This window comes from Pseudomonas tremae, from assembly GCF_001401155.1.
Taxonomy (GTDB): Bacteria; Pseudomonadota; Gammaproteobacteria; order Pseudomonadales; family Pseudomonadaceae; genus Aquipseudomonas; species Aquipseudomonas tremae.
In genome coordinates this window covers 304,911-329,948 of sequence record NZ_LJRO01000153.1, presented here as the reverse complement: position 1 = coordinate 329,948, position 25,038 = coordinate 304,911, and the positions used below count along the sequence as shown (strand labels likewise).

Sequence of the window (25,038 nt, the reverse complement as noted above, 5' to 3'; positions counted from 1 at the left end):
AGCGTCGCCCGGTCCGGTCCTACGCCCTCCAGCAGAAGCTCTGTGCTCATCGGAACATCGCGATGAGCACAGAAACAGCGGCGCTTTGGCTACCGGCTCTGGCGCTGTTGCAACAACAGGTTACTAAAACCGCCGCCCGCCAGTTGTTTCTGGGCAGTGGTCAGTTGTTCGCGGTTGCTGAACGGGCCGACCAGTACGCGGTACCAGGTTTCATCCTTCACGGTGCCGGACTCGACTGTCGAGGTCTGGCCTAGCAGGATGATCTGCGCGCGGACCTTCTCGGCGTCCGCCTGCTTGCGGAACGAACCAGCCTGCAGGAAGAACGTCGTGACCGCCGCTGGCTTGGTCGTGGCAACCGCTGGCGCCGGTGGAGGCGTCAAGCCGCTGAGTGCTGCCTGAGCCCGCGCAGTGTCGATCTTGGCAGCCTGCTCGGGAGACACCGGTGCCGTTGGTGCCACGGCCGGTGGGGTCTTTTCCGGGACGGCTTCGTTCGGCACGATCACTTCCGACTCAGGCAGCAGTGTGTAGAAGTCGTACTTGGGTTTGACCGGTGCTGTCGGGCTCGGAGGGGTCTTGTTCGCTTCGGCGATTTTCGCAGCCTTGGCATCCGCCTTGACCCGCTTGACGTCTTCGCCACCCGGTTCGAGCTTCATCAGGAAGACTACAAATGCGCCCACGCTCAAGCCGATGACCAGCCACAACCATCCTGGAATCGGCTTCTTCGCGGGTGCCTGATAACGGCTGGCGCCCCGCTTGGGTGCCGGTTTTTTCTTCGCAACTGCCAACTTACATACGCTCCAGAGTTTCCAGACCCAATAGATCCAGGCCTTGCTTGAGGGTGCGACCGGTCAGGGCAGCCAGGCGCAGACGGCTCTGTTGCTGATCGGGACTTTCCGCACCAAGGATCGGGCAGTTTTCATAAAAGCTCGAAAACAGACCCGCAAGGTCATACAGGTAAGCACAAAGTACGTGCGGTGTGCCTTTTTCTGCGACGTTGTTCAATGTTTCAGTGAACTGCGCCAGGCGTGCAGCCAGTTCCTGCTCCTGCGGCGCCTCAAGGACGATTTGCCCCTTGCTGGCGTCGAAAGGTGTGCCCAGTTTGCGAAATACGCCTGCTACACGGGTATAGGCGTACAGCAGATAAGGCGCGGTATTGCCCTCGAAACTCAGCATCTGATCGAAGTTGAAACTGTAATCACTGGCACGGTGCTTGGACAGGTCGGCGTATTTCACCGCGCTGATGCCCACGGCCTTGGCGATGCTGCGCAACTCGGTCTCGGCGACTTCCGGGTTCTTTTCCTTTACCAGCGTGTAAGCGCGCTCTTCTGCTTCATCGAGCAGGTCGATGAGCTTGACCGTACCGCCGTCGCGGGTCTTGAACGGGCGGCCATCAGCGCCATTCATGGTGCCGAAGCCCATGTGTTCCAGTTGCATGCCGTTGTGGACGAAACCTGCGCGGCGGGCGACTTCGAATACCTGCTGGAAATGCAGCGCCTGACGCTGATCGACGAAATACAGCACGCGATCGGCCTTGAGCACCTTGCTGCGGTAGCGAATGGCAGCCAGATCGGTGGTGGCATACAGATAACCGCCGCCTGCCTTCTGCACGATCACTGGCAGAGGCGTATCGTCGGCGGTGCGGAATTCTTCGAGGAACACGCACTGCGCGCCGTTGCTCTCGACCAGCAGGCCGGTGGCTTTCAGGTCGTTGACCACATTGGCCAGGTCATCGTTGTAAGCACTTTCGCCCATGACATCGGCCGGGGTCAGCTTGACGTTGAGGCGCTCGTAGGTTTGCTGACAGTGCGACAACGAAATGTCCTTGAAACGCTCCCACAATGTGAGGCATTCGGCGTCGCCCGCTTGTAGCTTGACTACCAGGCCTCGAGCGCGCTCGGCAAACTCCGCAGACTCGTCAAAACGCTGCTTGGCGGCACGGTAGAAGTTTTCCAGGTCGGACAGTTCGTCGCTGGTCGCCGGTTTTTCCTGCAGGTAGGCCAGCAGCATGCCGAACTGGGTGCCCCAGTCGCCCACGTGGTTCTGGCGAATGACCGTGTCGCCCAGAAACTCGAGGACGTTCGCCACGCCGTCGCCAATAATGGTCGAGCGCAAGTGGCCAACGTGCATTTCCTTGGCCAGGTTGGGGGCCGACAGGTCGACCACCACACGCTGCGCTGCGCCCGCCTTGCGCACCGACAGGTTGGCGTCGGCAAGGGCGGCGTCGAGGCGTAAAGCCAGTGCGGCAGTGTTCTGGAAGAAGTTCAGAAAGCCTGGGCCGGCAATCTCGACCTTGCTTACCTGCTCGTCGGCAGGCAGCGCGGCGATCAGCTTTTCAGCCAGGTCGCGGGGCTTCATGCCAGCAGGTTTGGCGAGCATCATCGCGATATTACTGGCGAAGTCGCCGTGAGTCTTGTCGCGGGCGTTTTCTACCTGGATCGCCGGCGTCAGCCCTTCTGGCAAGACGCCCTCGGTGACGAGACGGGTCAGGGCTTGTTGAATCAGCTGGCGAATGGTGTCTTTCATGGTGCTCTCTTCAACCGCAAGCGCGGTGGCGCTTTGATGCGCGGGTGGAAAAACGCCGCATTATCCGTTGCCGGAGCCTGCTTGCCAACGGCGTGACCTAATAAAGATCCACCGGATCCACATCCAGCGACCATCGGACCTGTCGCCCGCTGGGCATTTGCTCCAGCGCCAGCAGCCAGGTGCCGAGTAATTTATGCAGGGGCGCGCGCGCGCTGGATTGCACGAGCAACTGCGCACGATATCGCCCGGCCCGACGCTCCATCGGTGCCGGAATTGGCCCCAGCAGCTCTATGCCACCCAGCTGCATTTGCGCCACCAGTTGCTCGGCATCGCTGCAGGCCTGATCGAGGAAGGCTTCTGCCTGACCAGGCTTGTGCGCCTCGGCACGCAGCAGCGCCAAGTGCGAAAACGGTGGCAGACCCGCCGAACGGCGCTCGCTCAGGGCCTGTTCGGCGAACGCGAAATAACCTTGTTCGGTGAGCTGGATCAACAGTGGGTGATCCGCCAGATGGGTCTGGATGATCACTTTGCCAGGTTCTTCGGCTCGTCCTGCGCGCCCGGCAACCTGCACAATCAGCTGCGCCATGCGTTCGCTGGCGCGGAAGTCACCGGAAAACAGCCCGCCGTCAGCGTCGAGAATCGACACCAGTGTCACTCGTGGGAAGTGATGCCCCTTGGCGAGCATCTGGGTGCCGACCAGAATGCACGGCTGGCCGCGCTGGATGGTCGCGAACAACTGGTTCATTGCGTCCTTGCGCGAGGTGCTGTCGCGATCCACGCGCAACACGGGAAAGTCCGGAAACAGAATCGCCAGCCGCTCTTCGGCGCGTTCAGTGCCTGCACCTACGGGGCGTAAATCCACCTTGCCGCAGGAAGGACACTGGCGCGGCACGCGTTCGACATAACCGCAGTGGTGGCAGCGCAGCTCGCCTGAGCGCTGATGCACGGTCATGCGAGCGTCGCAGCGCTGGCAGCCGGACATCCAGCCGCAGTCATGGCACAGAAGCGTTGGCGCAAAGCCGCGACGGTTGAGGAACACCAGCACTTGCTGGCCTGCCGCCAGGGTCTGGCCGATGGCCTGTTGCATCGGCCCGGAAATCCCGCTGTCCAGTGGCCGGCTCTTGACGTCCAGGCGCATGAAGCGAGGTTGTTGCGCGCCACCTGCGCGCTGGTTCAGGCGCAGCAGGCCGTAACGTCCGGTGTAAGCGTTGTGCAGGCTTTCCAGCGAAGGCGTGGCCGACCCGAGTACAATCGGAATGTTTTCCTGGCGGGCGCGCACCAGCGCCAGATCCCGGGCGTGATAGCGCAGGCCTTCCTGCTGTTTATAGGAGCCGTCGTGTTCTTCGTCGATAATGATTAAACCGGGGTTTTTCATTGGCGTGAACAGCGCCGATCGCGTACCGATGATGATGTCGGCTTCACCATCGCGTGCTGCCAGCCAGGCATCCAGTCGTTCGCGGTCGTTGACGGCAGAATGTACCAGCGCAATCCGGGCGTTGAAGCGCTGTTCGAAGCGCGCCAGGGTTTGTGGCCCCAGGTTGATCTCCGGGATCAGCACCAGCGCCTGTTTACCTGCCTCAAGGGTTTCGCGAATAAGTTGCAGATAGACTTCGGTCTTGCCGCTGCCCGTCACGCCGGCCAGCAGAAACGCATGAAAGCTGTCGAACCCGGCTCTAATGGCCTCATAAGCAGCACGTTGTTCAGTGTTGAGAGGCAACTCCGGCTGGGCCAGCCAGTGTTCGTGACGTGCGCTGGGCGCATGGCTGCGCACTTCTACATAGACCAGCTCCTTGGCCAGCAGCAGATTGAGGCTTTCCTTGTTGAGCATCAGCTTACTGAGCAACTGGTGCGCCACGCCATGCGGGTGCTGGGCGAGGGTGGTCAACGCTTCACGCTGCTTGGGCGCGCGGGCGATGCGCGGATCATCGACACTGGCATTGGCTACCACATGCCAGAAACGCTCCTGACGGCTTTCTGCCAGTTCGCCCTGGCGCAGCAGCACTGGCAAGGCCCAGCTCAACGTATCGCCGAGGCTGTGCTGATAATACTGCGACGTCCACAGGCACAGCTTGAACAGCGCAGGCGGCAACGGTGCTTCGCTGTCGAGCAGGGCGATGGCGGGTTTGAGCTTGTCGGCGGGCACTTCGCTGTGATCGACCACTTCCACCAGAATGCCGATCATCTCCCGACGCCCGAACGGCACTCGCAGGCGCATGCCCGGCTGCAAGGCGCTGCGCGTTACACCGGCAGGGGCGCGGTAGTCGAACAGGCGGCGGAGCGGCGAGGGCAGGGCAAGGCGCAGGATGGCGTCGGGCACGCAATGTTTCCCTGTGGTGGTCTGTAATAAGAAGACGCGATCTTAGCAGACGGCCGGTGTGAAGGTTCGCTTGCGTGGCTGCAATTGTCTGGTACTATCCGCAGCCTATTTCCGTGCGGTATTCAACAATAGTGTTGGGTGGCGGCACGTTAGACTGAGGAAGTACCGATGAAAGCTAATATCCATCCAGTTTACGAAGCCATTGACGCGACCTGCAGCTGCGGCAATGTCATCAAAACCCGTTCCACTCTGACCGGCCCTTTGAGCCTGGACGTGTGCAACGAGTGCCACCCGTTCTACACCGGCAAGCAGAAGATGCTTGACGTTGGCGGCCGTGTTGACAAGTTCAAGTCCCGTTTCGGTGCGTTCGGCGCAACCAAGCCGAAGCAGGACTGATAGCAAGACTGGTTGTCCATTGGGCCTTTCCAGACTGCTTCAAAAGGCGCCCCTTGTGGGCGCCTTTTTTATATCCGCGATTTGGCTGTCCGGGGCTCAGGCCTTCTGCCCGGCGCCTGCTTCATTGCCTGTCGCGCAGGTGCAGCGGGTGATCGACGGCGATACGCTGCGCCTGACCGATGGTCGTAATGTGCGCATGATCGGCCTCAATACACCCGAAACCGGCAAAAAAGGCCGTTCTGCCGAGCCGTTTGCCGATGCAGCCAAGGCGCGCCTGCAAGCCTTGGTGGATGAAAGCGATGGGCGCGTCAGCCTGCGTGTCGGGCAGCAAAGCAAGGATCATTACGGCCGTACGCTGGCCAACGTCTATGGCCGTGACGGCAGTAATCTTGAAGCGCAGTTGCTCAGCGAAGGGCTGGGCTATCTGGTCGCCGTTGCGCCCAATGTGGCACTTGTCGATTGCCAGCAGGGTGTCGAGCAGCAGGCGCGTCAGGCCCGGCGAGGCTTGTGGCGCAATTCGCCGGTGCAGCCTTCAGACAGAATCAGCAGCAGCGGCTTTGCCCTTGTATCCGGCAAGGTCAGACGCGTGCAGCGCAATGGCGGTGGTATCTGGATCGAGCTGCAGGGCTCGCTGGTACTGCGCGTTGCGCCCGGTCAGGTGCCCGGTTTCGATCGTGTGAAGCTCGAAAGCCTTAAAGGCAGAAAAGTCGAAGCGCGCGGCTGGGTTGTCGACCGTTCCAGGCGCGGAGGCCTGAAGGCCGGGCAATCGCGCTGGATGATGACACTGACTCATCCGGCCATGCTGAGCCAGCCCGAAGAATAGAGATTTCCGCAAAGTCGCCCTTCTTCTGATGGGCTGTCGGGTATTCGGTTTTCAGGTATCTAGGCGTAAAGTCTAACGCCACGCCCCTTGACAGCAGTGACTGGTCAGTCTTGTTAGGACTATGCATCTTGCGTATCCTCGGCGGTCCGTCTGTCCCACAGTAAAAAAGCGGAATCCAATACATGTCAGATTTGAAAACTGCCGCGCTCGAATACCATGCCAATCCTCGTCCGGGGAAGCTGAGCGTCGAACTCACCAAGCCGACCGCAACCGCTCGTGACCTGGCTCTGGCCTACAGCCCTGGCGTTGCTGAACCCGTGCGTGAAATTGCCCGTGACCCCGAGCTGGCGTACAAGTACACCGGCAAAGGTAACCTGGTAGCAGTTATTTCCGATGGCACCGCGATTCTGGGCCTCGGCGATCTGGGCCCACTGGCTTCCAAGCCGGTCATGGAAGGTAAAGGGGTTCTGTTCAAGCGTTTCGCCGGTATCGACGTTTTCGATATCGAAGTCGATTCCGAAAGCCCGCAGGCTTTCATCGACACCGTCAAGCGTATCTCCATTACGTTCGGTGGCATCAACCTGGAAGACATCAAGGCGCCTGAGTGCTTTGAAATCGAGAAGGCGCTGATCGAACAGTGCGACATTCCGGTCTTCCACGATGACCAGCACGGCACCGCAATCGTAACTGCTGCCGGCATGATCAATGCGCTGGAAATCGTCGGCAAAAGCCTGGATACCGCGAAGATCGTCTGCCTCGGCGCTGGCGCTGCTGCCATCTCGTGCATGAAGCTGCTGGTCAGCATGGGCGCGAAGATCGAAAACATCTTCATGGTTGACCGTACTGGCGTGATCCATTCCGGCCGTACCGACCTGAACCAGTACAAGGCTGTGTTCGCCCACGCCACCGAAAAGCGCTCGCTGACTGACGCACTGGATGGCGCTGATGTGTTCGTAGGCCTGTCCGGTCCTAATCTGCTGAGTGCTGAAAACCTCAAGTTGATGGCCAAGGATCCGATCGTGTTCGCTTGCTCGAACCCTGACCCGGAAATCTCCCCGGAACTGGCTCACGCTACCCGTAGCGACGTGATCATGGCGACCGGCCGTTCGGACTACCCGAACCAGGTCAACAACGTGCTGGGTTTCCCGTTCATCTTCCGTGGTGCTCTGGATGTTCGCGCCAAGCGCATCAACGAAGAGATGAAAATCGCCGCAGCCAATGCTCTGCGTGAACTGGCCAAGCTGCCGGTCCCACAGGAAGTCTGCGACGCTTACGGCGGCATCAAGCTGGAATTCGGTCGTGAGTACATCATCCCGAAACCAATGGACACCCGCCTGCTGGGCCTGATCGCCGATGCGGTCGCCAAGGCAGCCATCGAAAGCGGCGTTGCCACCCTGCCGTATCCAAAGCACTACCCGCTGACCAGCGTGGACGATGTGTTCAAGGGTTGATACCTGACCCAATAAAAAACCCCTGCAGCGATGCAGGGGTTTTTTTATGCCTGCGAAGTGGACACAGAGCATGGGCACGATAGTGCCTGCTTAAAGACTATCGTTCCTCACGCTCCAGCGTGGGAATGCCTTTGGTGACGCTCCGCGTCACACGGCTGTGGATCAGAACAAATCGATCGGCGCTGACTCGTCTGCGGGCAGTGGGCTGCCGGGTGCGCTGCTGCCGCCCATTTCGTTGACGCTAGGCGGCGTGTCTTCGCTTTTGAACAGCTCGAAGAACGCATTCGGTGTGCTTGGCGTAGCGGCACGTCCGCTCAACGGATCGACACGCAGGCTGAGAATACCGTCCGGTTGCGCTTGCTGATGCGGAGGCTTGTCCTTGAGCGCAGCGCTCATGTAGTCCATCCAGATCGGCAGTGAGACGGTACCGCCAAATTCATGACGGCCAAGACTTTCAGGCTGATCAAAACCGCTCCAGACCGTTGTCACGTAGTCAGAGTTGTAGCCAGAGAACCACGCATCCTTGGAGTCGTTGGTCGTACCGGTCTTGCCCGCGATGTCCGGACGATTCATTGCCAGGGCGCGACGGCCGGTGCCGCGCTTGATCACATCCTGCAGCATGCTGTTCAGGATATAGGTCGTGCGGCCATCCACAATACGCTCTGCAAAGGCCGGCGCTTGCGGTTCGGCAGGCGTGCCCGGTGCCGTGGTCGCGACGCTTGGGCTGTCGTGTACGGCAAAGGTCGATGTGTCAGGCGCAGTCTTGACATCGTTGGCCGGAACGCTGGGCGGGTTGGCGACAAACAGCGTCTGACCGTCACGGTTCTCGATGGTCTGGATCAGATAGGGGCTGATCTTGTAGCCACCGTTGGCGAACGTGGCCCAGCCAGTGGCGATCTCCATCGGCGTCAGTGTGGCTGTACCCAATGCCAGCGAAAGGTTACGCGGCAGGTCCTGCTTGGCGAAACCGAAGCGGGTGATGTAATCGATAGTGCTGTCGATACCCAGCGCCTGAAGCAGGCGGATCGAAACCAGGTTGCGCGACTTGTACAGCGCTTCGCGCAGGCGAATTGGCCCGAGGAACGTATTGGTGTCGTTCTTCGGACGCCACACCTTGTCCAGGTACTCGTCGACAAACACGATAGGGGCATCGTTCACCAGGCTTGATGCGGTGTAGCCGTTATCAAGCGCGGCGCTGTAAATGAACGGTTTGAAGCTGGAACCCGGCTGGCGCTTGGCCTGCATGGCCCGGTTGTAGTTGCTTTGCTCGAAAGCAAAACCGCCGACCAACGCACGAATGGCGCCGTTTTGCGGATCAAGCGAGACCAGGGCGCTTTGCGCGACGGGAATTTGACTGAATTTCAGCGAGCCATCGTCTTGGCGCAGCAAGCGAACCAAGTCACCGACCTTCGCAACATCGCCTGGCTGCTTTGGATTTGCACCCAGGCTGTTGGTGTTCAGATAAGGGCGCGCCCACTTCATGGTGGCCCAATCGACAGTCTCTTCCTTCTCGCCATTGCGGGTCAGAACGCGCAGCCCGGTCTTGTCGACCTGGGTCACGATGGCGGGTTCGAGGCCGTTGATAGTCCGTTGCTTGGTCAGCTCCTGTACCCAGTTAGCTCGGGTCATGGCCGGGAAGCGGCTCTCCGGACCTCGGTAGCCGTGGCGCTGATCGTAGTCGATCAAGCCCTGCTGGATAGCCTTGTTGGCATGTTCCTGAAGGTCGCTCGGCACCGTGGTGGTGACGCGGAAACCCTCTGTATACGCGGCGCTGCCGTAGCGGCCGACCATTTCTGCGCGCGCCATTTCAGCAATGTACGGGGCGTTCACTTCAGGTGTCGGCACGTGATAGCTGGCATTGAGCGGTTCGCTCAAGGCGGCTTGATAAGCGCTTTGGTCGATCTTGCCCAAACGGAACATGCGGCCGAGGATCCAGTCACGACGTTCCTTGGCGCGGGTCGGGTTGGCCAGTGGGTTGAAGCGCGACGGCGCCTTGGGCAAGCCGGCAATCATGGCCATTTGCGCAAGGCTTACATCGCGAATCGATTTGCCATAGTAGACTTGCGCCGCGGCCTCGATGCCATAGGCCCGGTTACCCAGATAAATCTTGTTGACGTACAGCTCGAGAATCTCGTCTTTGGTGAGTTGGCGCTCGATTTGCAAGGCCAGAAGAATCTCGGTGGTTTTCCGTGAAAAGCTTCGTTCGCTGGTCAGGAAAAAGTTTTTCGCGACCTGCATGGTGATGGTGCTGCCGCCTGATTGAATGTGGCCGCTTTTCACCAGCTGAGTGGCAGCGCGCATCAGGCTGCCAGGATCGACGCCGTAGTGGTTGGCGAAATTGTCGTCTTCGGCCGACAGCAGGGCATTGATGAAATTGGGCGGGATTTCCGCGAAGCGAATCGGCGTGCGACGCATTTCACCGAATTCGGCAATCAGCTTGCCGTCGCTGCTGAACACGCGCAGGGGAATTTGCAGTTGAATGCTTCGCAGCGCTTCAACGGAGGGCAGGGTCGGGCTCAGGTAAAGAAACGCGCCGCTCAAGCCAAGCAACAGCGAGCAGAATACCGCGACGAGGGACCACCAGAAAAACTTCAGCAGGCGTATCAAGGCTTTTGGATTTCCAGAAAAAATAATGGGTTAAGCGCAGGCGTTTACAAATGAACACGCCTTGAAGCTTTGTTAAACGAAAAAAACGCTGGGCATTATAAGCATTTTTCGTCCCCGAGCGTGATTTGCGCTACTGTCAAGGCTGTCGACAGTGACGTTGACCCGAAATAACTCCGTAAGTGACGGAAACTCAATAGGAATCAGGTTGTGTTCGAACTCTTCAAGAAGAAGGCCAACACCCTTCTAGGGATCGATATTAGCTCCACCTCGGTAAAACTCCTGGAATTGAGTCGTTCCGGCACTCGTTACAAGGTCGAGTCTTACGCAGTCGAGCCGTTGCCGGCCAACGCTGTGGTCGAAAAAAATATTGCCGAACTCGAAGGGGTGGGTCAGGCGCTGTCTCGCGTGCTTGCCAAGGCCAAGACCAGCGTCAAGATTGTGGCGGTGGCCGTTGCCGGGTCCGCCGTTATTACCAAGACCATCGAGATGGACGCCGGTCTTTCCGACGACGACATGGAAAACCAGCTCAAGCTTGAAGCTGATCAGTACATTCCCTATCCGCTTGAAGAAGTCGCCATCGATTTTGAGGTGCAGGGCTATTCGGTCCGCAACCCGGAACGCGTCGAGGTCCTTCTGGCGGCCTGCCGCAAGGAAAACGTCGAAGTGCGCGAGGCTGCGCTGGCGCTGGCCGGTCTGACCGCGCGTGTCGTAGATGTCGAAGCCTATGCGCTGGAGCGTTCGTTCGGCCTGCTGGCCGCGCAACTGGGCAACGGTCATGACGAGCTTACCGTGGCGGTGGTTGATATCGGCGCCACGATGACCACCTTGAGCGTGCTGCACCATGGCCGGATCATCTATACCCGCGAGCAACTGTTCGGTGGTCGCCAGCTGACTGACGAAATTCAGCGCCGTTACGGGCTCTCGATGGAGGAAGCCGGGCTTGCCAAAAAGCAGGGCGGGCTGCCCGACGACTACGTCAGCGAAGTGCTGGACCCGTTCAAGGATGCATTGGTGCAGCAGGTTTCCCGTTCTCTGCAGTTCTTTTTTGCGGCAGGTCAGTACAACTCAGTGGATCACATCATGCTGGCAGGCGGCACGGCTTCAATCTCCGGGCTGGAGCATCTTATTCAGCGGCGCATTGGTACGCCGACTATGGTGGCCAACCCGTTTGCCGACATGGCTTTGAGCGCCAAGGTCAATGCTGGCGCCCTGGCGAGTGATGCGCCTGCCTTGATGATCGCGTGCGGTCTGGCGTTGAGGAGCTTCGACTGATGGCACGGATCAACCTTTTACCGTGGCGTGAAGAGCTTCGCGAAGAGCGAAAGAAGCGCTTTTTGACGGCGCTGGTCGGTGTGCTGGTGGTGTCTGTCAGCATTCTGTTTCTGGTCGACCGCTACGTCAGCAATGCCATCGAGCATCAGATGGCGCGCAATGCATTCCTGCAGACGCAGATCGCGCAACTGGATATCCGCATCAAGGAGATCAGCGACCTGAAGGCGCGTCGCAAGCAACTGCTTGAGCGCATGAAGATCATTCAGGACCTGCAAGGCAACCGGCCGATCACCGGGCGTGTATTCGACCAGTTGGCCCGCACCTTGCCCGATGGCGTCTACTACTCGCAGGTCAAGATGGCCAGCAAGCTGATTTCCATCAGCGGTGCAGCAGAGTCCAACAACCGGGTTTCGGACCTGATGCGCAACCTTGAAGCCTCCGAATGGCTTGAAGCGCCGAGCCTGACCGAGGTCAAGGCGACGACGGCGGGGGCCGTGGATCAGGCCAATATCTTCCAGCTGACTGTGCGCCAGACGCAGCCACCGGTTGTCGCTGCCGAAGGAGCCAAGCCATGAACATCTCCGAATGGATGGAAGGGCTGCGCAAGGTCGACCTGAGCGAGCTGGAACTGAACAACACAGGCTCCTGGCCTGCGGCGGTCAAGGTCATTGCAGGCGTACTGGTCGCAGTATTGATTTTCGCACTGGGCTACTTCTTCTTTATTCAAGACCTGGAGACCCAGCTGGAAGCCGCTCAGACCAGCGAGATAACGCTCAAGGATCAATTTTCCAACAAGGCATTTCAGGCCGCCAACCTGGAGCCCTACAAGAAACAGATGGAAGAAATGGAAAACACCTTCGGTGCGCTGCTGAGGCAATTGCCCAGCGACACCGAAGTGCCGGGTTTGCTCGAGGACATCACGCGGACCGGGCTGGGAAGCGGCCTTGAGTTCGAGGAAATCAAGCTGCTGCCCGAGGCCGTCCAGCAGTTCTACATCGAGCTGCCGATACAGATCACCGTGGTCGGTGGTTATCACGACCTGGCGACTTTCGTCAGCGGCGTTGCCAGCCTGCCACGCATCGTCACGCTGCATGACTTCGAGATCAAACCGGTCGATCCGAAAGTCCCGGGCAAATTGCGCATGAGCATTCTGGCCAAGACCTACCGCTACAACGATGAAGGGCTGAAAAAATGAAGGCGGCGCGATTGTTGTGCGTCAGTGTGATTTTTGCGGGGCTGGCCGGTTGCGGCAATGACAATGACTTTGCTGATCTGACCGGCTTCATGGATCAGGCTCGGGCGCGTCCGAGTGGCACCATCGAGCCCCTGCCCAAGTTTCGCCCCTACGAGGCGTTCACTTATAACGCATCGGCCCTGCGCAGCCCTTTCCAGCCGCCGGTGAAGATTGACCTGCTCAATCGCCAGAAGGGCACGCGGCTGGTGGCGCCGGATGAGCATAGGGTCAAGCAGTTTCTGGAAGGCTTCAACATCGAGTCGTTCGAAATGGTCGGCACGATTGGCAATGAATCAGGCACCTTTGCCCTGTTGCGCGGCGCTGGTGGTGTACATCGCGTCAAGGTGGGCGATTACCTGGGGCGCAATAACGGTCGGGTTGTGTCGATCGGCGACGCGCAGGTAGATGTCATCGAAATAGTTCCTGATGGAGAGGGGGCCTGGCTGGAAAGGCCGCGCAGTATTTCCCTCAAAGAACGCTCATGAAGTGGGCAAGGCCAAGTATGCACAGTAGCGCTCAACGGAAATTGATCATGACCCGGATTTTCTCGATTATCGGCGTGTCGTTATGCATCGCGATGCTTTCGCCGGTTCTCCAGGCTGCCAACCTCAAGACCCTGGATGTGGCTGCCCTGCCGGGCGATCGCATCGAGCTCAAGCTGTCATTCGATGCGCCCGTGCCTGCGCCTCGTGGCTACACTACCGCGCAACCGGCTCGCATCGCGCTGGACCTTCCGGGCGTGACCAGCCAGTTATCGACCAAAAGTCGAGAACTGGGCACCGGCAATGCACGCAGTGTGGTCGTGGTGCAGGCCCAGGATCGCACGCGGGTGATCATCAACCTGACGACGCTGTCGCCTTACAGCTCGCGGGTCGACGGCAACAACCTGTTCGTGGTCATCGGGCAAGGAGCATCTGCCGCGCAGGCCTCTCAGCCAACCACCGCCATGGGCGCGCAGAGAGTGGCTGTGCCGCCGCCCACTCCGGCTTCCGCCAGGCCTTACGTGCCTGCCGGCGCCAAGGCAATCAGGAATATCGACTTCCAGCGCGGCGAGTTGGGTGAAGGTAATGTGGTCATCGACCTGAGCAATGCCAGCATTGCCCCTGATATTCAGGAGCAGGGCGGCAAGATCCGCGTCGATTTCGCCAAGACCCTGCTGCCTGAACCGCTGCGTGTCCGCCTCGACGTCAAGGACTTCGCGACCCCCGTGCAGTTCGTCAGTGCTTCTACTTCTGGCGACAAGGCCAGCATCTTGATCGAGCCGTCGGGCGCTTTCGATTACTCGGCGTTTCAGACCGAAAACAAGCTGACGATCAGTGTGCGTCCGTTGACCAACGAGGACGTGGACCGCCGCGCCGCCGACAAGCCGGTGTACACCGGTGAGAAGCTGTCGCTGAATTTCCAGGACATCGATGTGCGTTCGGTGCTGCAACTGATTGCCGACTTCACCAACCTTAATCTGGTCGCCAGCGACACTGTCCAGGGTGGCATCACGCTGCGCCTGCAGAACGTGCCGTGGGATCAGGCACTGGATCTGGTGCTGAAAACCAAGGGGCTGGACAAGCGCAAGATCGGCAACGTCCTGCTGGTCGCGCCAGCTGACGAAATCGCCGCCCGCGAACGTCAGGAGCTGGAATCGCTCAAGCAGATCGCCGAACTGGCACCGCTGCGTCGTGAACTGCTGCAGGTCAACTACGCCAAGGCCGCCGATATCGCCAAGCTGTTCCAGTCGGTGACCAGCGCCGAGGCCAAGGCTGACGAGCGTGGCTCCATTACAGTGGACGACCGCACCAATAACATCATTGCCTATCAGACCCAGGACCGCCTGGACGAACTTCGCCGTATCGTTTCGCAACTGGACATTCCGGTGCGTCAGGTGATGATCGAGGCGCGCATCGTCGAGGCCAACGTCGATTACAACAAACAGTTGGGTGTGCGTTGGGGCGGCCGGACCAACCTGTCGGGTTCCAGCAAATGGAGCGCTGGCGGTCTGGACAATAACGGCGATGAGGCAGGCAATACCGGCAACAATCTGGGGCCCAACATTCCGTTTGTCGACCTGGGCGCTGCTAATGCGACGACAGGTATCGGCCTGGGCTTCGTGACCAACAACACGCTGCTGGACCTTGAGCTGAGCGCGATGGAAAAAACCGGCAACGGTGAAATCGTCTCCCAGCCCAAAGTGGTCACGTCCGACAAGGAAACTGCCAAGATCCTCAAGGGCACGGAAATCCCGTACCAGGAATCCAGCTCCAGCGGCGCAACCACCGTGAGCTTCAAGGAGGCGTCCCTGTCGCTTGAAGTGACGCCGCAGATCACGCCCGATAACCGCATCATCATGGAGGTCAAGGTCACCAAGGATGAGCCGGACTACCTGAATGCGGTGCTTGGCGTTCCGCCTATCAAGAAAAACGAAGTCAACGCCAAAGTGCTGATTTCCGACGGCGAAACCATCGTCATTGGCGGCGTGTTCTCGAATACGCAAAGTAAAGTTGTCGATAAAGTGCCATTTCTCGGCGATGTACCGTATCTTGGCCGGCTTTTCAGGCGCGATGTGGTATCCGAGTCCAAATCCGAGCTGTTGGTATTTTTGACTCCGCGTATCATGAACAACCAGGCGATTTCTGTGAGTCGTTGATTTTGTGCGAAATTTAATACTTGTGGGGCCGATGGGTGCTGGCAAGAGCACCATCGGCCGCTTGCTTGCCAAAGAGTTGCGACTGCCGTTCAAGGATTCCGACAAGGAAATCGAGCTGCGTACGGGCGCCAATATCCCCTGGATCTTCGACAAGGAAGGCGAGCCGGGTTTTCGTGATCGCGAGCAGGCCATGATTGCCGAGCTGTGTGACGCCGATGGCGTGGTGCTGGCGACTGGCGGCGGCGCAGTGATGCGTAGCGAAAATCGTCAGGCCCTGCGCGCCGGTGGGCGTGTCGTCTACTTGCATGCGTCTATCGAACAGCAGGTCGGACGTACCGCACGTGATCGCAATCGCCCTTTGCTGCGTACTGCCGATCCGGCCCGTGTGCTGAGCGAGTTGCTCGCCATTCGGGACCCGTTGTATCGAGAAATTGCCGATCTGGTGATCGAAACCGATGAGCGGCCACCCCGAATGGTGGTTCTTGAGATACTCGGGCGTCTGGCAGAGCTTCCTCCCCGTTAAAGCGCAGACGAAAATGCGCTATCCTCGTCGACCATAAAAACAGCTACGGTGCATGGCCTGACGTCATGACCCGCTGAGCACACAACGGTGCAACCGGTAATCAATGTGGGGACACATGCAGACACTTAAGGTCGAGCTGGGCGAGCGTAGCTACCCGATTCACATAGGCGAAGGCCTGCTGGATCAGCCGGAATTACTGGCGCCGCACATCGTCGGGCGTCAGGTGGCCATTGTTTCCAACACGACAGTGGCGCCGCTTTATCTGGAGCGTCTGACCCGGACCCTGGCCGGTTACAACGTGCTTCCGATTGTTCTGCCTGATGGCGAGGCGTTCAAGAACTGGGAAACCCTGCAGACCATTTTTGATGCATTGCTCACGGCGCGTCACGATCGGCGCACCACCGTTATCGCTCTGGGGGGCGGGGTGATCGGTGACATGGCCGGCTTCGCTGCCGCCTGCTACCAGCGCGGCGTGAATTTCATCCAGATTCCGACCACCCTTTTGTCTCAGGTGGACTCCTCGGTCGGCGGCAAGACCGGCATCAACCACCCGCTGGGCAAGAACATGGTCGGTGCCTTTTATCAGCCAGGCGTCGTTATTATCGACACCACCTCGCTCAATACCCTGCCCGAGCGTGAGCTGTCCGCCGGGCTGGCAGAAGTCATCAAGTACGGCCTGATCTGCGACGAGCCTTTTCTGACCTGGCTCGAAGAGCACGTGGACGCCCTGCGCGGGCTGGATCAGGCGGCGCTTACCGTCGCCATCGAGCGCTCCTGCGCAGCCAAGGCACTGGTGGTCGGCGCCGACGAGCGCGAATCGGGTGTGCGTGCGACATTGAACCTGGGTCACACATTCGGTCACGCCATCGAGACGCATATGGGCTATGGTGTCTGGCTGCATGGCGAGGCGGTAGCGGCCGGTACGGTAATGGCGCTGGAAATGTCCTCGCGTCTGGGCTGGATCAGCACCCAGGAACGGGACCGTGGTATTCGCCTGTTTCAACGTGCCGGGTTGCCCGTCGTACCGCCGCAGGACATGACGGAAGATAATTTCCTCGAACACATGGCGATCGACAAGAAAGTCATCGACGGTCGCCTGCGTCTGGTGCTGTTGCGCCAGATGGGCGAAGCGGTTATCACGGACGATTATCCAAAAGAAGTATTACAGGCCACTCTGGTTGCGGACTATCGCGCCCTGGTGGATCAGCTTAGAGGTTAACGGAAACCCCATGACTAGTTTGCATGCCGACGAGGCCTTCCTCGGTCATTATCAGTTGAGTCATGACCCCTTTGCGGCGCGGGTACCTGGCTTCAAATTCTTCCCTGCCCAGCGCAAGCCTGTGTTGGGTCAGCTTCATCATCTGGCGCGCTACAGCCAGTTGCTGCTGGCAGTCACCGGCCCACAGGGCAGCGGCAAGACGCTGTTGCGCCAGGCGTTGGTGGCAAGTACCAACAAGCAATCGGTGCAAAGCGTCGTGGTTTCCGCGCGCGGTGCCGGCGATGCGGCAGGCGTGTTGCAGCAGGTCGCTCAGTCGCTCAGCGTCGCCCAGCCTGAAATGCAGGCGATCCTGTCGCAGGTTGTGCAGCTGGGTCTGACCGGGCAAGAAGTTTACGTGCTGGTTGACGATGCGGAACAACTTGGCGATTCGGCGCTCGAAGCGTTGCTGGGTCTTGCTGCGGGAACCCCTGAAGGGCGCCCGCATGTATTCCTGTTCGGAGAGCCATCGCTGCTCGATCGTCTCGATCAGATGTGTGCCGACCTGCAGGGCGATGTAGAAGGCGAGCGCTTTCACGTCATCGAGCTGCAACCCTATACGGAAGAGGAAACCCGGGAGTATCTGGCTCAACGTCTGGAGGGTGCAGGGCAAGGAATCGCGTTGTTCACTGCCGACCAGATCACCGATATTCATGAACAATCCGATGGCTGGCCTGGGGCGATCAACCAGGTGGCCCGCGATTCAATGATCGAGGCGATGATCGCGAGTCGTTCCGCGGTCAAGCGTCCAAGTGTGGGGTTCAAAATGCCGAAAAAACACGTATTGGCCTTGGGTGCCGTTGTCATCGTGGCCGTGGCAGCAGCAGTGCTGATCCCGGGTCGTGGCAACAAGACAGGCACTACCGCCGATGCTCCAGCGTCTGCCCAGGCACAATTGCCGCTGGGCGAAGGCAAGCCGACTGCTCAGCAATCGAACAACGGTGGCCCTGCCATCGAGTTCGCGGGCAATTCCCAACCGATGCCGTTGCCCATGAATGGCAATTCGCAGCCGGTGATGCGCGGCCCGCTGGCTGAAGCCGCCGGCTCCAGCGATGCTGACGAAGACGCAGTGCCTACCGGGTCGCCTGCTCAGCCTCCAACCGTGACCACCACTGCACCGCCAGCCGGTGTACCTGCAGGTCAGGCGGCGGCCCAAACGCCGCGTTCGTCGATTCCTGCACCTACCCCGGCAGCTCCGGCGCCAGCCCCAGCCGCCAAGCCTGCTCCGGCTCAGGTCGCGACGGCCAAGCCGGCCCCGGCTGCCAAGCCTGCCGAAAAACCAGCGGCAGCTGCCAAACCGGCGACCGGTGGTAGCTGGTACAGCAGCCAGGCACCTGGCCATTACGTGGTGCAGATCCTCGGCACCAGCTCTGAAGCAACTGCCCAGGCCTACATCGCGGAACAGGGCGGCGAGTACCGTTACTTCAAGAAAACCCTGCAGGGCAAGCCGCTTTACGTCGTCACGTATGGCAACTTTCCTGACCGTGCTGCCGCCCTGGCAGCCATCAAGGTATTGCCAGCGAAGGTTCAGGCTGGTAAACCTTGGCCTCGTACTGTCGCCAGCGTCCAACAAGAGCTCGGCGCCAGTCGCTGAAGTCGCAGCGGCTCTATCCGGGCCGCTCACCAAGCAAACCTGACTTAACCCGCTCCAGTGCGCCACTTTATTGGCGTGCTGCTTGCGGTGTCTGCGTTACAAGCGCTCTACAGTCTCCCGTCGCGTCAGTCAGATTCATGAACAAATGCTTTGACTAGCACAGCGACCCGTTTTAAAACTTTCATAATTGCGACATTGATTATCAGCCAGTCGTCGCTAAATTTGTTAGCCCTTGTGTCGCTGTGTACAATGACCTCCGTTTTGCCTGTCCGAAGCCGGCGTACGTTCGGCGTGTCAGGTAATTGGTTGAATTAAAAGGAAATTTGCCTCGTAAAGAGGCAGCCTGGTGAGAAAGTGTCTATGAAAGCAGGTCTGTACCAACCAGATGAATTCAAGGATAACTGCGGCTTCGGCCTGATCGCTCATATGCAGGGCGAGCCCAGTCATCACCTGTTGCAGACGGCCGTTCAGGCCCTGACCTGCATGACCCACCGTGGCGGTATCAATGCCGACGGCAAGACCGGCGACGGTTGCGGTCTGTTGATTCAGAAGCCCGATGGCTTCCTGCGCGCAATGGCCAAAGAACACTTTGGCGCCGATCTGCCCCGCCAATACGCTGTGGGCATGGTGTTCCTCAATCAGGACGACACCAAAGCCGAGGCCGCGCGCGAAAACATGAACCGCGAGATCCTGGCCGAAGGCCTGGAGCTGGTGGGCTGGCGTCAGGTACCGATTGATACCAGCGTGCTGGGTCAGCTGGCGCTGGAACGTCTGCCGAAAATCGAGCAGGTCTATATCGGTGGTGAAGGCCTGAGCGATCAGGAATTCGCAATCAAGCTGTTCAGCGCGCGTCGTCGTTCATCGGTGTCCAACGCCGCAGACACCGACCACTACATCTGCAGCTTTTCGCACAAGACCATCATTTATAAAGGCCTGATGATGCCGGCCGATCTCACGGCCTTCTTCCCGGACCTTAGCGACGAGCGTCTGCAAACCGCGATCTGCGTGTTTCACCAGCGCTTTTCGACCAACACCCTGCCGAAATGGCCGCTCGCCCAGCCTTTCCGCTTTCTGGCCCACAATGGCGAGATCAACACCATCACCGGCAACCGCAACTGGGCACAGGCGCGTCGCACCAAGTTCACCAATGACCTGATGGAGCTGGACGAACTCGGCCCGCTGGTCAATCGCGTGGGCTCCGACTCGTCGAGCATGGACAACATGCTCGAGCTGATGGTTACCGGTGGTATCGACCTGTTCCGTGGCGTGCGCATGATCATTCCGCCTGCGTGGCAGAACGTCGAGACCATGGACCCGGATCTACGCGCCTTCTATGAATACAACTCCATGCACATGGAGCCGTGGGACGGCCCGGCCGGCATTGTGATGACCGAAGGTCGTCATGCGGTATGCCTGCTCGACCGCAATGGCCTGCGCCCGGCGCGCTGGGTCACGACCAAGAATGGCTACATCACCCTCGCGTCGGAAATCGGAGTGTGGGACTACAAGCCCGAAGACGTCATCGCCAAGGGCCGTGTCGGTCCGGGGCAGATCTTCGCCGTGGACACCGAAACCGGGCAGATCCTCGACACCGATGCCATCGACAACCGCCTCAAGTCGCGTCATCCGTACAAGCAATGGCTGCGCAAGAATGCGCTGCGCATTCAGGCCACCATGGAAGACAACGACCACGGTTCGGCTTTCTACGACAGCGAGCAGCTCAAGCAGTACATGAAGATGTATCAGGTCACGTTCGAAGAGCGTGATCAGGTGCTGCGCCCATTGGGTGAGCAGGGCCAGGAAGCCGTGGGCTCGATGGGCGATGACACGCCGATGGCAGTATTGTCGCGCCGTGTGCGCTCGCCTTACGACTACTTCCGCCAGCAGTTCGCGCAGGTCACCAACCCGCCGATCGACCCGCTGCGTGAAGCCATCGTCATGTCGCTGGAGATCTGCCTCGGTGCCGAGCGCAACATATTCCAGGAGTCGCCAGAGCATGCTTCGCGCGTGATCCTCAGCTCGCCGGTCATTTCGCCGGCCAAATGGCGTTCGCTGATGAACCTCGAGCGTCCGGGTTTCGAGCGCCACATCATCGACCTGAACTACGACGAAAGCCTGGGCCTTGAAGCCGCTGTGCGCAACGTAGCCGATCAGGCCGAAGAAGCGGTGCGTTCCGGGCACACCCTGATTGTGCTGAGCGACCGCCACATTGCGCCGGGCAAACTGCCGGTTCACGCTTCGCTGGCAGTCGGCGCTGTTCACCATCGCCTGACTGAACAGGGCCTGCGTTGTGACAGCAACATTCTGGTCGAAACCGCCACGGCGCGTGACCCGCATCACTTCGCTGTGCTGATCGGTTTCGGTGCTTCGGCGGTCTACCCGTTCCTGGCCTACGAAGTGCTGGGCGACCTGATCCGTACCGGCGAAGTGCTGGGCGATCTGTATGAAGTCTTCAAGAACTACCGCAAAGGCATCACCAAGGGCCTGCTCAAGATTCTGTCGAAGATGGGTATCTCGACTGTTGCGTCCTATCGTGGCGCGCAGTTGTTCGAAGCCATCGGCCTGTCCGAGGAAGTCTGCAACACCAGCTTCCGTGGTGTGCCGAGCCGTCTGAAAGGCGCGCGCTTCGTCGACCTCGAAGCCGAACAGAAAGCGCTGGCGGCCGAAGCCTGGAGCCCGCGCAAGCCGATCCAGCAGGGCGGTCTGTTGAAGTTCGTCTACGGTGGCGAATACCACGCCTATAACCCGGACGTGGTGAGTACCCTGCAGGCCGCTGTGCAGCAGGGCGACTACAGCAAGTTCAAGGAATACACCGCGCTGGTGGATCAGCGTCCGGTGTCGATGATCCGTGACTTGCTGCAGGTCAGGACCCTCGACCAGCCGCTGAACATCGACGAAATCGAGCCACTGAGCGAAATCCTCAAGCGCTTCGACTCGGCCGGTATTTCGCTGGGGGCCTTGTCGCCTGAAGCTCACGAAGCATTGGCCGAGGCGATGAACCGGCTGGGCGCACGCTCCAACTCCGGTGAGGGCGGCGAAGACCCTGCGCGCTACGGCACGATCCGCAGCTCCAAGATCAAGCAGATCGCCACTGGCCGCTTTGGTGTCACGCCTGAATACCTGGTCAATGCCGACGTATTGCAAATCAAGGTCGCGCAAGGCGCCAAGCCGGGCGAGGGCGGGCAACTGCCGGGCGGCAAGGTCAATGGCCTGATCGCCAAGTTGCGCTATGCCGTACCGGGCGTGACGCTGATTTCGCCGCCGCCGCACCACGATATCTACTCCATCGAAGACTTGTCGCAGCTGATTTTCGACCTGAAACAGGTCAACCCGGCAGCGCTGGTCTCGGTCAAGCTGGTGGCAGAAGCCGGCGTCGGCACCATTGCCGCAGGCGTGGCCAAGGCCTATGCCGACCTGATCACCATTTCCGGCTACGACGGCGGCACCGGTGCATCGCCGCTGACCTCGATCAAATACGCTGGCGCGCCGTGGGAACTGGGCCTGGCGGAAACCCACCAGACCCTGCGCGGCAACGATCTGCGCGGCAAGGTCCGGGTGCAGACCGACGGTGGCCTGAAAACCGGCCTCGACGTGATCAAGGCGGCGATTCTCGGCGCTGAAAGCTTCGGCTTCGGCACCGCGCCAATGATTGCACTGGGCTGCAAATACCTGCGTATCTGTCACCTGAACAACTGCGCCACCGGCGTTGCGACGCAGAACGAAAAGCTGCGCAAGGACCACTACATCGGCACCGTCGACATGGTGATCAACTTCTTCACTTATGTGGCTGAAGAAACCCGCGAGTGGCTGGCCAAGCTGGGCGTTCGCTCGCTGGAAGAGCTGATCGGTCGTACCGACCTGCTGGACATTCTGCCGGGCGAAACCGAGAAGCAGCAGCATCTGGACCTCACGCCTTTGCTGGGCAGCGATCACATACCGGCTGACAAGCCACAATTCAGCCTGGTTGATCGCAACCCGCCATTCGACAAAGGGCTGCTGGCAGAGAAAATGGTAGAGCTGGCCAAACCGGCCATCGAAGCGCTCAGTGGCGGCGAGTACGAACTGGACATCTGCAACTGCGACCGTTCCATCGGCGCGCGGATTTCTGGCGAAATCGCCCGGCTGCACGGCAATCAGGGCATGAGCAGGGCGCCGATCACGTTCCGCTTCAAAGGCACTGCCGGTCAGAGCTTCGGGGTGTGGAACGCCGGTGGCCTGAACATGTATCTGGAAGGCGATGCCAACGACTATGTCGGTAAAGGCATGACCGCTGGCAAACTGGTGATCGTGCCGCCCAAGGGCAGCCCGTTCAAGACCAACGAGAGCGCGATTATCGGTAACACCTGCCTGTACGGCGCAACCGGCGGCAAGCTGTTTGCTGCGGGCACGGCAGGCGAGCGTTTCGCAGTGCGTAACTCGGGTGCGCACACGGTTGTGGAAGGCACCGGTGACCACTGCTGCGAATACATGACCGGCGGTTTCGTCTGCGTATTGGGCAAGACCGGTTACAACTTCGGTTCCGGCATGACCGGCGGTTTCGCTTATGTGCTCGACCAGGACAACACCTTCGTTGACCTCGTCAACCACGAGCTGGTCGAGATCCAGCGCATCAGCGGCGAGTCGATGGAAGCCTATCGCACTCACCTGCAGAGCGTTCTGAACGAGTATGTGGCGGAGACCGACAGTGAGTGGGGTCGCAATCTGGCAGAAAACCTGGACGACTACCTGCGTCGCTTCTGGCTGGTCAAGCCCAAGGCGGCCAACCTGAAATCGCTGCTCTCCAGTACCCGTGCGAATCCGCAATAAAAGCAGCTGCTAGCGGCCTGTTGCAGGCCGCAAGCCAACGGCAGTGCGCGTATTGCCTGCGATCATGATTTTTGCCGCTTCAAGTGCGTAGCTTGAAGCGGCTGTAAAGAGGCTCCAGAGAATGGCTGAACGTCTCAGTAACGACTTCCAGTTCATCGACGTCGGGCGTAAAGACCCGAAGAAGAAACTGCTGCGTCAACGCAAGAAAGAGTTCGTGGAAATCTATGAACCTTTCAAACCTCAGCAGTCCGCCGATCAGGCGCACCGTTGCCTGGGGTGCGGCAATCCTTATTGCGAGTGGAAGTGCCCGGTGCACAACTTCATTCCCAACTGGCTCAAGCTGGTCGCCGAGGGCAATATTCTCGCGGCTGCGGAATTATCTCACCAGACCAACACCCTGCCGGAAGTCTGCGGCCGCGTGTGCCCCCAGGACCGCCTGTGTGAAGGCGCCTGCACGCTGAACGACGGTTTTGGTGCCGTCACCATCGGTTCGGTCGAGAAGTACATCACCGACACCGCATTCGCCATGGGCTGGCGTCCGGACATGTCGCGCGTCGTGCCGACCGGCAAACGTGTGGCCATCATCGGTGCCGGGCCTGCAGGCCTGGGCTGTGCAGACGTGCTGGTGCGCGGTGGCGTGACCCCCGTGGTGTTCGACAAGAACCCGGAAATCGGTGGTCTGCTGACCTTTGGCATCCCAGAGTTCAAGCTTGAAAAATCCGTGCTCAGCCATCGCCGCGAAGTGTTCACCGACATGGGCATCGAGTTTCGACTCAACACCGAAATCGGCAAGGACATCACCATCGATCAGCTGCTCGAAGAATACGATGCAGTGTTCATGGGCATGGGCGCCTACACCTACATGAAAGGCGGTTTTGCCGGTGAAGACCTGCCGGGCGTCCACGATGCACTCGACTTCCTGATCGCCAACGTCAACCGCAACCTGGGCTTTGAAAAGGCGCCGGAAGATTTTGTCGACATGAAGGGCAAGCGGGTTGTGGTACTGGGCGGTGGCGACACGGCGATGGACTGCAACCGTACCTCGATTCGTCAGGGTGCCAAGTCGGTGACCTGCGCCTACCGTCGCGACGAAGAAAACATGCCTGGCTCGCGCAAGGAAGTTAAAAACGCCAAGGAAGAAGGTGTACGCTTCCTCTACAACCGTCAGCCTATCGCCATCGTTGGCAATGGCAAGGTCGAAGGGGTCAAGGTCGTCGAGACGCGTCTTGGCGAGCCCGACGCCCGTGGCCGTCGCAGCCCCGAGCCGATTCCGGGTTCTGAAGAGATCATTCCGGCAGACGCAGTGGTCATCGCTTTCGGCTTCCGCCCAAGCCCGGCCGCGTGGTTCGAACCCTTCACAATCAGCACCGACAGCCAGGGGCGCGTCGTTGCTCCTGAACAGGCGCAGTACAAGCACCAGACCAGCAACCCGAAAATCTTCGCTGGCGGCGATATGGTTCGCGGGTCCGACCTGGTGGTGACTGCGATTTTCGAAGGCCGCAATGCGGCTGAAGGGATCATGGATTATCTGGGCGTCTGAGTGACGATAAGGCTGAGTTGTGACTTCTTGAAATAACTCTGACTCAGTCCTCAAACATG

At 59.7% G+C, this 25,038-nt stretch carries 17 protein-coding genes; 13 read left to right on the top strand and 4 right to left on the bottom strand.

Annotated features, from left to right (window positions below):
• Positions 1 to 89 precede the first annotated feature (89 nt).
• The 3 genes from ALO43_RS11380 to ALO43_RS11370 form a co-directional block, all read right to left on the bottom strand.
• Positions 90 to 785: an SPOR domain-containing protein gene (locus ALO43_RS11380; protein ID WP_024668731.1), complete on the bottom strand. Its 696-nt coding sequence runs from the start codon at positions 783 to 785 to the stop codon at positions 90 to 92.
• Between the two features lies 1 nt (position 786).
• Complete coding sequence (gene argS / locus ALO43_RS11375; protein WP_005888193.1) at positions 787 to 2,523, bottom strand: arginine--tRNA ligase; 1,737 nt, start codon at positions 2,521 to 2,523, stop codon at positions 787 to 789.
• Between the two features lie 97 nt (positions 2,524 to 2,620).
• Positions 2,621 to 4,840, bottom strand: a complete 2,220-nt coding sequence (locus ALO43_RS11370; RefSeq protein WP_024668733.1) for a primosomal protein N' — start codon at positions 4,838 to 4,840, stop codon at positions 2,621 to 2,623.
• 168 nt (positions 4,841 to 5,008) lie between these two features.
• Here ALO43_RS11370 and rpmE point away from each other — a divergent pair, with 168 nt between their 5' ends.
• From rpmE to ALO43_RS11355, 3 genes are all read left to right on the top strand, one after another.
• The gene (gene rpmE, locus ALO43_RS11365; RefSeq protein WP_005888197.1) at positions 5,009 to 5,236 is read left to right on the top strand and encodes a 50S ribosomal protein L31; all 228 of its coding nucleotides are present in this window, start codon (positions 5,009 to 5,011) and stop codon (positions 5,234 to 5,236) included.
• Between the two features lie 19 nt (positions 5,237 to 5,255).
• Positions 5,256 to 6,059 carry a thermonuclease family protein gene (locus tag ALO43_RS11360; protein ID WP_024668735.1) on the top strand — a complete coding sequence of 268 codons (804 nt, stop codon included), beginning with the start codon at positions 5,256 to 5,258 and terminating at the stop codon, positions 6,057 to 6,059.
• A gap of 182 nt (positions 6,060 to 6,241) precedes the next feature.
• Positions 6,242 to 7,510: a malic enzyme-like NAD(P)-binding protein gene (locus tag ALO43_RS11355; protein WP_005888200.1), complete on the top strand. Its 1,269-nt coding sequence runs from the start codon at positions 6,242 to 6,244 to the stop codon at positions 7,508 to 7,510.
• 162 nt (positions 7,511 to 7,672) lie between these two features.
• On the opposite strand, the gene ALO43_RS11350 is transcribed toward ALO43_RS11355, so the two are convergent.
• A complete protein-coding gene (locus tag ALO43_RS11350) occupies positions 7,673 to 10,114 on the bottom strand; it encodes a penicillin-binding protein 1A (protein ID WP_371903650.1) in 2,442 nt (813 codons plus the stop codon).
• Between the two features lie 210 nt (positions 10,115 to 10,324).
• Between ALO43_RS11350 and ALO43_RS11345 the strand changes: the two genes are divergently transcribed.
• From ALO43_RS11345 to ALO43_RS11300, 10 genes are all read left to right on the top strand, one after another.
• Positions 10,325 to 11,389, top strand: coding sequence for a pilus assembly protein PilM (locus tag ALO43_RS11345; protein ID WP_005888204.1), 1,065 nt, complete (start codon positions 10,325 to 10,327; stop codon positions 11,387 to 11,389).
• The gene (locus ALO43_RS11340; protein WP_005888206.1) at positions 11,389 to 11,964 is read left to right on the top strand and encodes a PilN domain-containing protein; all 576 of its coding nucleotides are present in this window, start codon (positions 11,389 to 11,391) and stop codon (positions 11,962 to 11,964) included. The genes ALO43_RS11345 and ALO43_RS11340 overlap by 1 nt, the downstream gene beginning before the upstream one ends.
• Positions 11,961 to 12,584, top strand: coding sequence for a type 4a pilus biogenesis protein PilO (gene pilO, locus ALO43_RS11335; RefSeq protein ID WP_005888208.1), 624 nt, complete (start codon positions 11,961 to 11,963; stop codon positions 12,582 to 12,584). Before ALO43_RS11340 ends, pilO begins: the two co-directional genes overlap by 4 nt.
• The gene (pilP, locus tag ALO43_RS11330) at positions 12,581 to 13,108 is read left to right on the top strand and encodes a type 4a pilus biogenesis lipoprotein PilP (RefSeq protein WP_005888210.1); all 528 of its coding nucleotides are present in this window, start codon (positions 12,581 to 12,583) and stop codon (positions 13,106 to 13,108) included. The genes pilO and pilP overlap by 4 nt, the downstream gene beginning before the upstream one ends.
• Positions 13,109 to 13,155: 47 nt before the next feature.
• Positions 13,156 to 15,261 (top strand): type IV pilus secretin PilQ, encoded by a 2,106-nt coding sequence (pilQ, locus tag ALO43_RS11325; RefSeq protein WP_005888212.1) that lies wholly within the window; start codon positions 13,156 to 13,158, stop codon positions 15,259 to 15,261.
• 4 nt (positions 15,262 to 15,265) lie between these two features.
• The gene (gene aroK, locus ALO43_RS11320) at positions 15,266 to 15,784 is read left to right on the top strand and encodes a shikimate kinase AroK (RefSeq protein WP_005888214.1); all 519 of its coding nucleotides are present in this window, start codon (positions 15,266 to 15,268) and stop codon (positions 15,782 to 15,784) included.
• A 115-nt stretch (positions 15,785 to 15,899) separates the two neighbouring features.
• Positions 15,900 to 17,003, top strand: coding sequence for a 3-dehydroquinate synthase (aroB, locus tag ALO43_RS11315; protein WP_005888216.1), 1,104 nt, complete (start codon positions 15,900 to 15,902; stop codon positions 17,001 to 17,003).
• 10 nt (positions 17,004 to 17,013) lie between these two features.
• On the top strand, positions 17,014 to 18,633 hold the full coding sequence (locus ALO43_RS11310) for an SPOR domain-containing protein (protein ID WP_054997514.1): 1,620 nt from the start codon (positions 17,014 to 17,016) through the stop codon (positions 18,631 to 18,633).
• 360 nt (positions 18,634 to 18,993) lie between these two features.
• A complete protein-coding gene (gltB, locus tag ALO43_RS11305; RefSeq protein WP_054997513.1) occupies positions 18,994 to 23,439 on the top strand; it encodes a glutamate synthase large subunit in 4,446 nt (1,481 codons plus the stop codon).
• Positions 23,440 to 23,560: 121 nt separating this feature from the next.
• Positions 23,561 to 24,979 (top strand): FAD-dependent oxidoreductase, encoded by a 1,419-nt coding sequence (locus tag ALO43_RS11300; RefSeq protein WP_005888224.1) that lies wholly within the window; start codon positions 23,561 to 23,563, stop codon positions 24,977 to 24,979.
• The last annotated feature ends 59 nt before the right edge of the window (positions 24,980 to 25,038 follow it).

Coding starts and splice junctions, on each gene's coding strand:
- argS (WP_005888193.1), bottom strand. CDS start 2,523: ATGAAAGACACCATTCGCCAGCTGATTCAACAAGCCCTGACCCGTCTC.
- rpmE (WP_005888197.1), top strand. CDS start 5,009: ATGAAAGCTAATATCCATCCAGTTTACGAAGCCATTGACGCGACCTGC.
- ALO43_RS11355 (WP_005888200.1), top strand. CDS start 6,242: ATGTCAGATTTGAAAACTGCCGCGCTCGAATACCATGCCAATCCTCGT.
- ALO43_RS11340 (WP_005888206.1), top strand. CDS start 11,389: ATGGCACGGATCAACCTTTTACCGTGGCGTGAAGAGCTTCGCGAAGAG.
- pilO (WP_005888208.1), top strand. CDS start 11,961: ATGAACATCTCCGAATGGATGGAAGGGCTGCGCAAGGTCGACCTGAGC.
- pilP (WP_005888210.1), top strand. CDS start 12,581: ATGAAGGCGGCGCGATTGTTGTGCGTCAGTGTGATTTTTGCGGGGCTG.
- pilQ (WP_005888212.1), top strand. CDS start 13,156: ATGACCCGGATTTTCTCGATTATCGGCGTGTCGTTATGCATCGCGATG.
- aroB (WP_005888216.1), top strand. CDS start 15,900: ATGCAGACACTTAAGGTCGAGCTGGGCGAGCGTAGCTACCCGATTCAC.
- ALO43_RS11310 (WP_054997514.1), top strand. CDS start 17,014: ATGACTAGTTTGCATGCCGACGAGGCCTTCCTCGGTCATTATCAGTTG.
- gltB (WP_054997513.1), top strand. CDS start 18,994: ATGAAAGCAGGTCTGTACCAACCAGATGAATTCAAGGATAACTGCGGC.
- ALO43_RS11300 (WP_005888224.1), top strand. CDS start 23,561: ATGGCTGAACGTCTCAGTAACGACTTCCAGTTCATCGACGTCGGGCGT.